The sequence below is a fragment of the Lentzea sp. NPDC058450 genome, from assembly GCF_042721395.1.
Taxonomy (GTDB): domain Bacteria; phylum Actinomycetota; class Actinomycetes; order Mycobacteriales; family Pseudonocardiaceae; genus Lentzea.
This window is the reverse complement of sequence record NZ_JBHXLO010000014.1, coordinates 213,206-224,795: the sequence shown is the minus strand read 5'-3', so window position 1 is coordinate 224,795 and position 11,590 is coordinate 213,206. Positions and strand designations below refer to the sequence as shown.

Sequence of the window (11,590 nt, the reverse complement as noted above, 5' to 3'; positions counted from 1 at the left end):
CGTCTTTTCCGGCCGTTTGTGCCCCTCGAACGGGCCCATATTAAACCCCCAAATCGCACACCCCAGGTCTTTCGTCGAGACCCGCGCAACCAACTCTCGCAACCGCAGCCCAACCAACCAAACGCAACCAACCCCGCTGGAACCGCAACCAACCAACGAAACCGGCACCCGCACCCCGACGCCCGTTCACTCACCCAGGTACACCTCGCGGAGAAATGGGGGTGCCGCCACCTCCCACCCCTAGCCTTGTGCCCCATGGGTTCTGGCAAGACGTGGAGCGCGGCCGCCTGCGCACTCACCCTCACCGCAGCGCTGACGCACCCGGCCATCGCGGCCGGCCCACTGCTCCCCGACCTCCGCCAAGCCCCGGTCGGCTGCCCCGGCGGCTACACCGGCGACCCGTCCCTCTGCCGGGACTGGGACGTGTGCCCGGTGGCCGACGCCAAAGCCCCCAACGGCGAGTGCCTGACCTCCGGCGACATGAAGGCCGTGCGCATCCGCTTCACCACCGCCATGGACAACGCCGGCGACGGCCCCCTGCTGCTGCACGGTCGCCGCGCCAACAAGAACTCCACGGACATGGCCGTCCGCCAGGCCTTCCAGACCACCCGAGGCGCCGAGATCCCGGCGACCTTCGACGACGCCCGCAAAGCCACCGCCGCGTCGATGTACTACGAGCCCACCCCGACCCACCTGCACTGGCACCTCATGGGGTTCGCCCGCATGCAGCTGCGCACCCCGAACGGCCGGATGGTGGTCGCCGACCGCAAGAACGGCTTCTGCCTGGGCGACCGCTACCGCACCGCCGACGCCGACCGGTTGCCCGGCGCGCAGCGGGACGCGGCCAGCCCGGAAGGCCTGCTCGCCGAACGCCTGAGGAAGAGCAACTGCGGCCGCAACGACCCGGACGCCACCGAGATGTTCGAGGGCATCTCCGTCGGGCAAGGGGACGACTACCGCAAGGGCGTCGACTTCCAGTGGCTCGACCTGACGAACGTCACGTCGGGCACCTACGACCTCGTCAACACGGTCAACTCCGACCGCACGCTCGTGGAGTCCCGCTACGACAACAACTCCTCGTCCGTCTCGATCTCCGTCCAGTGGCCGGGCGGCGCCAAGCGCCGGCCGCCCGTCATCAGGGAGGCCCCGGCCGTCACCCTGCTCAAGAGCTGTCCCGGCACCGACCGCTGCACGGACCAGGCCAGGCAGGCCGGACTCGCCGAGCACACCGGACTCGCCGCGCGCAGCGGCCCGATCCACGAGCCCGCCCCCGCCAGGCCGGAGTGCGGGACGGACCCGAGCTGCTGTTGCTGCGCCTGCGAATGACCCGGCGGACGGCGTTGCTCCGTCCCGGGCGAGTTGTATTCCCCGCGTAACGAGTCGGTCGCTCTCGGAGACATCAGCCTTGGTGTCCGCACGAGGTGAGGGTGTGCCGATGAAGATCGACCTGTTCAACGAGATCCAGAACCCCGGCCCTGCTCCCGAGGAGTTCCGCTTCCGACAGGCCCTCGACCAGGCACGACTCGCCGACGAGCTGGGCTACGGCTGCTGGTGGCAGGTCGAGCACCACGGCGCGGGCGAGTTCAGCCTGTCGTCCGCGCCCGAGCTGATGCTCGCCGCGCTGTCCCAGGCCACCTCGAACATCCGGCTCGGCCACGCCGCCGTGCTCGCGCCGGGCCGGTTCAACCACCCGATCCGCGTCGCCGAGCGCGCCGCCACCCTCGACCACCTGAGCGGCGGCCGCGTCGAGCTCGGCCTCACCCGCTCGACGATCCCCGAGTGGAACCTCTTCGGCGTCGAGCCCGCCGACGCCCGCGCCCAGACCGCCGAGGCGTTCGAGATGGTGCCGAAGATGTGGACCACCGACCGCTTCTCGCACAGCGGTGCGCACTACGACATCGACGACGTCTCGATCATCCCCAAGCCGCTGCAGAGCCCGCACCCGCCGCTGTGGCAGGCCGCCGCGTCCCCGACGTCGTTCGAGGAGGCCGGACGGCGCGGTGTGGGCGTGCTCGGCACGACGATCTGGGAGTCCATCGACCGGGTGGCCCGCATGATCGACCTCTACCGCGCGGCCGCCGCCGAGTGCACGGACCCCGTCGGCTCGTTCGTCAACAACCAGGTCGCCTACTTCACCTTCGTGCACTGCGCCGAGACCGACGAGCAGGCCATGCGCAACGGTGCGGCCGCGGCGGCCGCCTGGTACACCGTGACCGCGTTGCGCTTCTTCAACGCCGCCGCCGAGTTCGCCGCGACCATGCAACGTCACCAGGACCTGCTGGCCGCGGGCGACAGCGGCCTCACCGCCGAGTTCCTGCGCGCCGAGGTCGACGCCGCGCCCACGGACGCGCAGCTGGTGATCGGCCGGATCATCCAGGGCGAGGACGTGCCGGAGGACGAGCTGTTCGAGGTGCTGTCGGCGCAGCAGTCGTTGATCGTCGGCAGCCCCGACACGTGCCGCAAGAAGCTGCGCGCCTACGCGGACCTCGGGATCGACCGGCTGATGTGCCTCCAGCAGATCGGGCCGATCGGCGCCGACGAGGTGATGACGAGCATCCGGCTGATCGGCGAGCTGATCCCGGAGTTCGACCAGGACTGAGCCGTCGAGCAGGTCCTCCGCTTCTGTCCCGGCATCCACCCGAACGTCCGATATGGACGTTCTGACCCCTTGCTGCCGGTGCCCGATCTCCTTGTGGCGCAAGCTATCGTCGAGGTCGGGCACAACCGGAGGAAGTGAGCTCATGGGCAACCTCGGCGCAACCGAACTGCTGATCATCGGCGTCGTCATCGTGTTGTTGTTCGGCAGCAAGAAGCTGCCGGAGATGGCACGGTCACTCGGCCGCTCGGCGAAGATCCTCAAGGCCGAGTCGGCGGGCCTGCAGGAGGAGACGCAGGCCGACACGACGGCGGCGCCCACGCAGGTCGCCCAGCTGCAGCAACAGATCGACGACCTCCAGCAGCAGCTCAAGAACGCCCAGAGGGGCAGCAATCCGGCAAGCTGACGCGAGTTCGCGGCGAAAGTCCCCAACGCGCGCAACGCGATGCGGGTGATCGCGTAGCGTGCGTCGGGCAGTGATTGATGGACTTTCGGGGGAAGTGCCGTGACAGACCGCCAGGAGCGGATGCAGTCGCTCATGCGCTCGTTCGAGGAGCAGGCGAAGAAGGCCGGAGCGTTGCAGCAGGCCATGAAGGACCTGCGCGGTGTCGGTCGCAGCCGGGACGGGGCGGTCACCGTGACCGCGGCCACGTCCGGTGCCGTGCTCGGGTTGCAGCTCGCGCCGAACGCGATGAACCGCTCGCACGTCCAGCTGCAGCAGGAGATCCTCGACGCCATCCGGATGGCGACGCAGAACGCCGCGCAGCAGCTCGAACAGGCCGTGGCGCCGATCCTCGGCGACCAGCTGCAGCAGTTCAAGGACGGCATGCTCGCGTCGAACGTCGAACCGATCATGCCCTCGGCGCCCCCGCCGCCCGGCCCGCCGCAGCCCCAGGCACCGCAGCCGCCACAGCCCACGCGGAACCGGCCGGTCCGAGAACAGGCCGAGGACGAGGAACCGCCGAGCACGTACCTGAGGTAGGGGGAACCAGGTGAACTTCGAGATCCAGCCGGACGCGCTGACCGCGTTCGCGAAGGGCAGCGACAGCCTCGCGGAGAAGTTCGGCGCGCTCGCGAAGCTGCTCGAACAGGCACGGGTAGACGACCAGTGCTTCGGGCCGATCGGCGACGCGGTCGGGCTCTCCAGCGGGTACTTCAAGAGCCTGCAGGAGTGTCAGCAGCTCGCGACGGACGCGCAGGGCTTCCTGAAGCAGACCGGCGAGCAGCTGCAAGAGACCTTCGACGTGTACAAGGGTGTCGACCAAGGGCTGCACCAGGCGTTCGGGCAGCTCGGCAAGGGACTCGGGGCCTCATGAGCGGGCCTGGCACGTTCGCCGACCTCAACGACGGCGACCAGAAGAACGCGTTCGAGCAGGCCGCCGGGCGCGGCAGCTCGGCCTACAGCGCGATCTCCGACCTCGCCGACGCCACGTCGCCGCCGCAGATGACCGCCGCGACGATCTCCGGCCGGCTGGAGCTGCTGCAGACGCTCGCGAGCCCCGGGCAGGCGTTGCTGGACAACGGACTCGGCTTCCTCGTGTCGATCGTGCTCAGCCCGTTGATCGAGCTCGCGGAGTGGGCCATCGGCGATCCCGAGCAGATGCGCGCGACCGGCGAGGGCTGGGAAGAGGTCGCGAAGTGGCTCGACGAGGTCGCCGAGTCGGAGAAGAAGCGCGGTGCGGCCACCGCCCAGATGTGGGTCGGTGCGGCGGGGGACGGCTTCCGCAAGCAGGTCGGCGAGTTCGCCGGGGGCGTCGAGGCGCTGGCGGAGGACATCCGCGGCCTGAAGCAGACCCTGGAGACGATCGCCGAGCTCTTCGACATGTTCGTCGAGTTCGTGATCCAGGTGCTCACCGAGCTGATCATCGGGTTGATCGTGCAGTGGCTCGCGGCCCTCGCGGCGTCGTGGATCACCGCGGGCGGCTCGGTCGCGGCGGCCGGTGCGACGACGACCGTGCAGGTCGGCAGCACCGGCGTGCGGATCACGATGCGCGTGTCGAAGCTTCAGATGGAGCTCTTCAAGGCCGTGCAGCAGATCGAGAAGCTGCTGGTCCGGCTGCGCGGCCCGCTGCGCCAGGTCATCCAGCGGATGAACGGCCTGCGCGGCGGCAACATGGCGCAGCAGTTCGCCGGCCGTCACCTCGGATCGAACCCGATCGTCAACGTCCTCACCAGGGCCGACGGCAGTTCGCTCGCCTCGACCACGGCGAACCGGTTCATGCAGGGCGTCACCGGCGAGGGAGCGCTCGCGAGCAACGTCGCGCAGACCGTGCTCACCGGTGCGCTCGGCGGCCAGACGAGGATCACCGGCGCGCTGTTCGACGCCGGTGTCAGCACAGCGGTCGACGGCGCCATCAAGTTCGGCAGCCAGGAGGCGTACGACGCCGCGCAGAACAAACCGTCCGAAGAGGAGCGTCGCGACGCTCAGGAACGCGGGTTCGACTGGTGAAGCTCGACGGCGTGCTCGCCCTCCGGCAGTCCTGGTGCCAGGCGGGCGAACCGGTCCTGCTGTGCGTCGGCACTGACGTCGCGAGCATCAGGTTCGACCTGAAGGGCCTCGACTGGCAGGGCCGTCCGGAACGCGGCGGCCTGGGCAAGGTGGCCGGGGCGTTCGGCAACGCGGCGGCGGGAGTGCTCGACGCCGCGCTCGCGGGCAGCGGCCCGGAGGACGGCGGTGCCGACATCCCGCACGTCGTGGCCTGGGGACCGCAGCCGGCCGTGACCGCGACCCAGCTCGGCCAGCCGGTCGCGGGAGTCTCGTGGCTGGTGCTGACGCCGGGCAGGCTCGCCAGGGTGGCGCTGGTCGAGGAACCCGCCGAGCCCGAACCCGAGGACAGGGGCCTGCTGGGCCGGGTGAGCGGCTTCGCGAAGAGCGCCCGCGAGGTGTTCAGCACGAAGAGCCCGTACGCGCCGCACGTGCCGATCGAGACCGCCGACGTCACCACGGTCGCCGAGGTGGCACGCGCGCACATCGCCTCCGTCGCGCTCGCCGAGCGGAAACTCCCCAGGCAGTACCAGATCCGCGACGTCCACGCCCTGCGCGTGTCCTTCGTGGACGGTTCCGGTCTCGACGTGCTCACCCCGTCGCCGGAGAACGCGCGGCGCCTGCTCGCCATGGCCAACGGACAGGGGTGATCATGCCCAGGGACAGGGTCAAGCTCGCCGAGATCGCCCAGAAGCACTGGACTCGCGCCGGTGAACAGATCGTGTGGGCCGTCGAACGCAAGGGGCACATCGGTTCGGCGGGCAAGGCCCCGCACGCGGTCGTGACGGCGGTTCCGGAAGCGTCCATCGCCGAGCCCGAGTGGCCGTTGCCGACCGCCGCCGTGAGCAGCGGGCGGTTCAGCAACGACGAGTGGGCGCACGACCCGGCGGTGTGGGGCTGGGCGCACGCACGGGGGCCCGAGCAGATCTCCGTGCGGTGGGCGGACCTGTTCACCGCCGGACGCGACGAGTGCTGGCTGCTGCTGAGCAACCAGCGGCTCGCGCTCGTGGTCGAGGGTGAGGTCCTGGCGCCCGGAGGCGGCGGCCTGTTCAGCCGGTCCCGCGAACCCCAGCCCGAGCCGTTGGTCACCTGGTGGGAGGCCCCGGTCGGCGCGGCCCGCAGGTTCGTGGCGGTGCCGCTGGGCCGGCAGGTCGAGCCGGAGTGGTTCGTGCGGATCGAGTTCGCCGACGGGTCCGCGTTCGACTTCCGCGACCCGCAGGCCGAGCAGTCGGTCCGCACCGCCCACGCCAACCTGTAGACGACGAAGGGCGCGCCCGGCCGGAGCCGGACGCGCCCTGGGATCACGTCACTAGACGATCGTGTTGAAGCCGTTCCAGCCCTGGCCGATCTGGCGGGAGGCGCTGTAGGCGTCGCCGTTGTCGCGGATGTAGTTGTTGGCGTAGAGCCAGAGCGTGCCGTCGGTGCGGCGGGCGACGAGGTCGGTGAAGCCGTCGCCGGTGACGTCGGCGGGGACGATGTCGAGGCTGCCCCAGCCCTGACCGATCTGCCGCGAGGCGCTGTAGGCGTCGCCGTTGTCGCGGATGATGTTGTTGGCGTAGAGCCACAGGGTGCCGTCGGTGCGGCGGGTGACCAGGTCGGTGAAGCCGTCACCGGTCACGTCGGCCGGGTAGATGTCCAGGTTGCCCCAGCCCTGACCGATCTGCCGTGCCGCGCTGTAGGCGTCGCCGTTGTCCCGCACGAAGTTGTTGGCGTACAGCCAGAGCGTGCCGTCGGGCTTGCGGCCCACGAGGTCGGTGAAGCCGTCGCCGGTCACGTCCGCGCCGACGATCTTGTCGAAGACGTTCCAGCCCTGGCCGATCTGGCGGGAGGCGCTGTAGGCGTCGCCGTTGTCGCGGATGTAGTTGTTGGCGTAGAGCCACAAGGTGCCGTCGGTCCTGCGGACCACCATGTCGGTGAAGCCGTCACCGGTGACGTCGGCCGGGATGATGTCGAGGTTGCCCCAGCCCTGGCCGATCTGCCGGGTGGCGCTGTAGGCGTCGCCGTTGTCGCGGATGATGTTGTTGGCGTACAGCCAGAGCGTGCCGTCGGGCTTGCGGGCCACCAGGTCGTGGTACGAGTCGCCGGTGACGCTGTGCCCGGCCTTCTCCTCCGGTCCGCTGCCGCCGCTGCCGACGCCCGCGGGGGAGATGTACCCGTCGATGTCGCCGTTCGAGAGGCTGTAGTTGGCGCGGGTGACCCTGCTCGCGTCGCCCTGGTTGCCGCCGATCGTGTAGACGCGGGAGCTGGTGGAGCTCGTCACGATCGCGACGTGGTCGATCGGGTGGTCGTCACCGGAGCTGTGGTCCCAGTCGAAGACGATCGCGTCGCCTGGTTGAGGCTTGTAGCCGCTTGATCGGGAGTGGTAGAGCCCGCGCTTCGTGCCGTACGTCTTGAACGACTGCGCCCAGCCGTCGAGGCCCTTGAGGTCCGAGACGCCCGCCCGGTCCCACACCCAGCGGGCGAACTCCGCGCACCACGCCATGCCACAGCTGTTGAAGTAGCCCGGGTTGCACGCCGAGCCGCCGATCTGGCCGGCCGCGACGGTGACGATCCCGTCTCTGGTCGGGGCGGCCTGGGCAGGAGGCGCCATCAGCAGCGCGCCGGACATCATGGCGACCGCGGCGGCGAGCATCCGGATTCCTGACTTCTTCACGGGATCTCCCTCTGGACTGGGGCGGCTCGGTGGTGGCCGTGCCGCTGACAGGAACCAAGGTCGCCAGGCGGGGTTTCAAGATGGTTCAGGAATCCTTTATCCGCTGGAAGAACACGGTGGCGGACGCGTCGTCGCAGTGACGGGTGCGCCACCCGGATCAACAGACCGCGTCCGGACGGCGTTCGGTGCGTTAAAGAAAAATTCCAGGACCCGCGGGCACCCTCGGGCGACCACGCGTGAAGCAGGAGGAGCAGGTTTTGGAGAAGGTGTCGCTGTCGGATCCCGCGGTCGCGGCGATCCCGGTGCGCGAACGCGACGAGCCCCTGGTCGACCTGCGCACCGTCGCGGCTCTCCGGCTCGACGGCCGCTTCGCCGACGACGAGGGCCGGTACGCCCAGTTGCGCATCGGCGTGGTGGACCGGCTCGTGACCGCGCAAACCCTGCTGCCGCAGGGGTTCCGGTTGCTGGTCGTCGAGGGGTACCGGCCCCTGACGCTGCCGAGGTCGTTCGAGCCGGCCGCCTCGGGGTTCGGGTCGCCGCACGTCGCGGGCGCCGCGGTCGACGTGACCCTGTGCACCGTGGACGAGGTCGAGCTCGACCTGGGGGCGGTCAACGCCGTCACGACGGAGAGCGGTTACACGGCCGAGGCACGCCACAACCGAGACGTCCTGGCGGAGGCGTTGAGCGGGGCGGGACTGGTGAACTGCCCCGGCGCGTGGTGGCACTGGTCCTACGGCGACCGGTACTGGGCGTACCTGACCGGGTCCCCGCAAGCCTGGTACGGACCGGCATCGCCCTGAACCTGCCCGAACGGCCGGGCGATCTGATCTACTTCCCTCGGTGACACCTGGGAGGTCGCATCGTCTTGCTGGAGTTCCGGTTGCTCGGCCCCGTCGAGGCCGTGATCGGTGGCACGTCCGTACCGCTCGGCGGGCTCAAGCCGCAGGTGCTGCTGGCCGCACTGGTGCTGGAACGGGGAAAGGTCGTCTCGACGAGCCGGCTCGTCGAACTGGTGTGGGGTGAGGACCCGCCCACCAGCGCCCGGTCGCTGATCCAGACGTACGTCTCCAAGCTGCGCAAGGCGCTGGCCGACCACGGCGCCCCCGACGTGATCCAGTCCCGCTCGCCCGGCTACCTGGTCCGCCTCGACGGCGCCCGGGTCGACGCCGACGCCCTCGCTCTCCTGCTGTCCCAGGCGAAGCAGGAGAGTCAGCACAGCGCGGCGGCACGGCTGTTGAACGAGGCGGTCTCGTTGTCGCGCGGCCCGGCGCTGTCCGGGTTGCAGGACACGTTGCTGCGCGGCGAGGCCAGGCGTCTCGACGAGCTCTTCGTGTCCGTGCAGGAAGAACGCTTCGCCACCGAACTCGGTCTCGGCCGGGTCGACCACCTCGCCGAGCTCACCGGCGCGGTGACGAGGCACCCGGCGAACGAACGGCTGCGCGGCCAGCTGATGGTCACGCTCTACCGGTTGGGACGGCAGGCCGACGCGCTGGCCTGCTACCGCGAGGGACGGGACGCGCTCGTCGACGAACTGGGCGTGGAGCCGGGTTCGGAGATCGTCGCCATCCACTCGGCGATCCTGCGCGGCACGCTGGAGCTGGTCCCGGCCGAGGTGGCCCCGGTCGCCCAGGCCGCCGTGGTGCCCGCGCAGCTGCCCGCGTCGCCCGCCGACTTCACCGGCCGGGTCCGCGAGCTCGCCGCGCTCGCCGAAGGGCTCTCCGGCGAGGCGCCGGCCGTGCACGTCGTTGCCGGACAAGGAGGGTGCGGCAAGTCCGTGCTGACGGTCCGTGCCGCGCACGACGCCTGCGGGTCGTTCCCCGACGGCCAGCTGTACGCCGAACTGCGCGGCACCTCGGACGTTCCGGCGACGCCCGGCGAGATCCTGGGCCGGTTCCTGAGCGCGCTGGGCATCGAGACCGCGCAGCTGCCCGAGTCGACGCAGGAACGCCAGGAGCTCTACCGGACCTTGTTGTCCGGCCGCAGGGTTCTCGTCGTGCTGGACGACGCCGCGTCCGAGGAACAGGTGCGCCCACTGCTTCCTGGCGCCGCCCGATGTGCCGTGCTGATCTCGTCGCGCGACCGCCTCGCCGGTCTGGCCGGCGCGTTGTTCACCGAGCTGGACCTGGTGACGCCGGAGGAGGCGCACGCCCTGCTGGCCCGGATCGCCGGCGACACCCGGCTGGCCGGCGAGGAGGCCTCCGCCCGCCGGATCGTCGACGCCTGCGGACGATTACCCCTGGCGTTGCGGATCGCCGGAGCCCGCCTCGCCTCGCAACGCCGGCTGCCGTTGCAGGTCCTCGCCGACCGCCTGACCGACGAACGCCGCCGCCTCAACGAACTCTCCGCGGGCGATCTCGCCGTGCGCAGCAGCATCTCGCTGAGCTACCGAGCCCTCGACGCCGCCGCGCGCACCGCCCTGGGCCGCATGGGGCACCTGGGCCTGCCCGACTTCTCCACGTGGGTCGTCAGCTGGATGCTCCAGACCTCCGAGGCGGAGGCCGAGAAGGTGCTGGAGGTCCTGGTCGACGCGCAGCTCGCGACGTTGTCCGGCGCCGACGCGGCGGGCGTCCTGCGCTACCGCCTGCACGACCTGGTCCGCCTCTACGCCCGCGAACGCGCCGAGGCCGACGAACCCGCGGAGCTGACCGCCTCCACCGCCCGCGTGCTCGACGGCTGGATCGCCCTGCTCGGCCGCACCACCAGCGAGAACCCGCCGGCGGAGTCCACCTGGCACCCGGCCGCGGGCCACCGTGACCCGGACGACATCGCCGACATGGCCGCCCGCCTGCCCGTCGACCTGGACGCCTGGATGCACGGCGAGGAACCGGCCCTCGCCGTGGCCGTCGAACGCGCCGCCGCCACCGGCCTGCACCGCCAGGTCTGCGACTTCGTGGCGGCCCACAGCGCCATCGAACAGGTGACCAGCCGCAAGGACCTCCGCGACCGCCTGATCGCGCTGGCGATGACGTCGGCGCACCACACTGGCGACCCGGCCGTGGAAGCCGACGTCCTGGCACAACTCGCGGGCCTGCGCTACGCCCAGGACCGCTTCGCCGAGTCCCGCCAGCTCTTCGGCGAGGCCCTGAGCCTCTGCCGCAACCTGCACGACGTCCGGGGCCAGGCCGCCGCCCTGGCCGGCATGGGCGTCGCCTGCCGGGAACCGGGCCACCTCACCGAAGCGGTGCACTTCCTCAGCCAGGCCGCCACCCTCTCGCAGGCCCTGGACGACCAGGTCCGCATCGGCCAGGTCCTCCGCATCCGAGGCTCCGTCCACCTGGAACTCGGCGACTACCCGGCAGCGCTGGCTGACCTCTCCGACTCCCTCGCCGCCTACCAGCGCGCAGGCAGCCGGCGAGGAGTCGCGCTTTCGTTGCGCAGCATGGGTCTCTACCACCGCGCCCGCGGTGACTACGCCGAGTCCATGGCCGCCTGCGCCGACGCCGCCACGATCTTCGCCGAACTGGGCGACGACCTCATGCACTCCTACGCCGTCCGAGCCCACGCCAAAGCCCAGCTGCGCGCTGGGTTCGCGGCGGAAGCGTTGCCCCGTCTCGAAGCCGCGCTCGCCACCGTCCAGGCCCACGACGACCGCTGGGGCCAGGCCGCGACCCTGCGCGTCCTGGGCCAGCTGCACCTGTCCGAGGGGCGGCTGGACCTGGCCCAGGACTACCTCGACGCCGCGATGTCGTTGTGGGACGTCATGGAAACGCCCTTGTGGAGGGCCCGCACCGAGCATGACCTGGCGCAGCTGCACCAGGCTCGTGGCGAGACGGACCTGGCCGACGCGGCGTTCGCCCGCGCGCGGACCGTGTTCCACGCGAGGGGGTCACGCGAGGACAAGGAGGGCCTGTGACCG

The 11,590-nt window shown here is 70.8% G+C and carries 11 protein-coding genes; 10 read left to right on the top strand and 1 reads right to left on the bottom strand.

Annotation, left to right across the window (positions count from 1 at the left end; translation table 11 throughout):
• Positions 1-255: 255 nt before the first annotated feature.
• The 8 genes from ACFWNN_RS23045 (at position 256) to ACFWNN_RS23010 (ending at position 6,339) form a co-directional block, all read left to right on the top strand.
• Positions 256-1,326 carry a lysyl oxidase family protein gene (locus tag ACFWNN_RS23045; RefSeq protein WP_382441979.1) on the top strand — a complete coding sequence of 357 codons (1,071 nt, stop codon included), beginning with the start codon at positions 256-258 and terminating at the stop codon, positions 1,324-1,326.
• Between the two features lie 109 nt (positions 1,327-1,435).
• Positions 1,436-2,599, top strand: coding sequence for an LLM class flavin-dependent oxidoreductase (locus tag ACFWNN_RS23040; protein WP_382441978.1), 1,164 nt, complete (start codon positions 1,436-1,438; stop codon positions 2,597-2,599).
• A 142-nt stretch (positions 2,600-2,741) separates the two neighbouring features.
• Entirely contained in the window at positions 2,742-3,002 is a 261-nt protein-coding gene (tatA, locus tag ACFWNN_RS23035) for a Sec-independent protein translocase subunit TatA (RefSeq protein WP_382441977.1), read from the top strand.
• Positions 3,003-3,101: 99 nt separating this feature from the next.
• Entirely contained in the window at positions 3,102-3,578 is a 477-nt protein-coding gene (locus ACFWNN_RS23030) for a YbaB/EbfC family nucleoid-associated protein (RefSeq protein ID WP_382441976.1), read from the top strand.
• Between the two features lie 10 nt (positions 3,579-3,588).
• Positions 3,589-3,912 carry a hypothetical protein gene (locus ACFWNN_RS23025; protein WP_382441975.1) on the top strand — a complete coding sequence of 108 codons (324 nt, stop codon included), beginning with the start codon at positions 3,589-3,591 and terminating at the stop codon, positions 3,910-3,912.
• Positions 3,909-5,045, top strand: a complete 1,137-nt coding sequence (locus ACFWNN_RS23020; protein WP_382441974.1) for a WXG100 family type VII secretion target — start codon at positions 3,909-3,911, stop codon at positions 5,043-5,045. Before ACFWNN_RS23025 ends, ACFWNN_RS23020 begins: the two co-directional genes overlap by 4 nt.
• Positions 5,042-5,731, top strand: a complete 690-nt coding sequence (locus ACFWNN_RS23015; protein ID WP_382441973.1) for a hypothetical protein — start codon at positions 5,042-5,044, stop codon at positions 5,729-5,731. The genes ACFWNN_RS23020 and ACFWNN_RS23015 overlap by 4 nt, the downstream gene beginning before the upstream one ends.
• A 2-nt stretch (positions 5,732-5,733) precedes the next feature.
• Positions 5,734-6,339 (top strand): hypothetical protein, encoded by a 606-nt coding sequence (locus ACFWNN_RS23010; RefSeq protein WP_382441972.1) that lies wholly within the window; start codon positions 5,734-5,736, stop codon positions 6,337-6,339.
• Positions 6,340-6,390: 51 nt separating this feature from the next.
• Here ACFWNN_RS23010 and ACFWNN_RS23005 read toward each other — a convergent pair whose 3' ends face one another.
• Positions 6,391-7,734: an FG-GAP-like repeat-containing protein gene (locus ACFWNN_RS23005; RefSeq protein WP_382441971.1), complete on the bottom strand. Its 1,344-nt coding sequence runs from the start codon at positions 7,732-7,734 to the stop codon at positions 6,391-6,393.
• A 236-nt stretch (positions 7,735-7,970) separates the two neighbouring features.
• On the opposite strand from ACFWNN_RS23005, the gene ACFWNN_RS23000 reads away from it, so the two are divergent.
• Entirely contained in the window at positions 7,971-8,534 is a 564-nt protein-coding gene (locus ACFWNN_RS23000) for a M15 family metallopeptidase (protein ID WP_382441970.1), read from the top strand.
• Between the two features lie 65 nt (positions 8,535-8,599).
• Positions 8,600-11,587 (top strand): BTAD domain-containing putative transcriptional regulator, encoded by a 2,988-nt coding sequence (locus ACFWNN_RS22995; protein WP_382441969.1) that lies wholly within the window; start codon positions 8,600-8,602, stop codon positions 11,585-11,587.
• Positions 11,588-11,590: the final 3 nt, after the last annotated feature.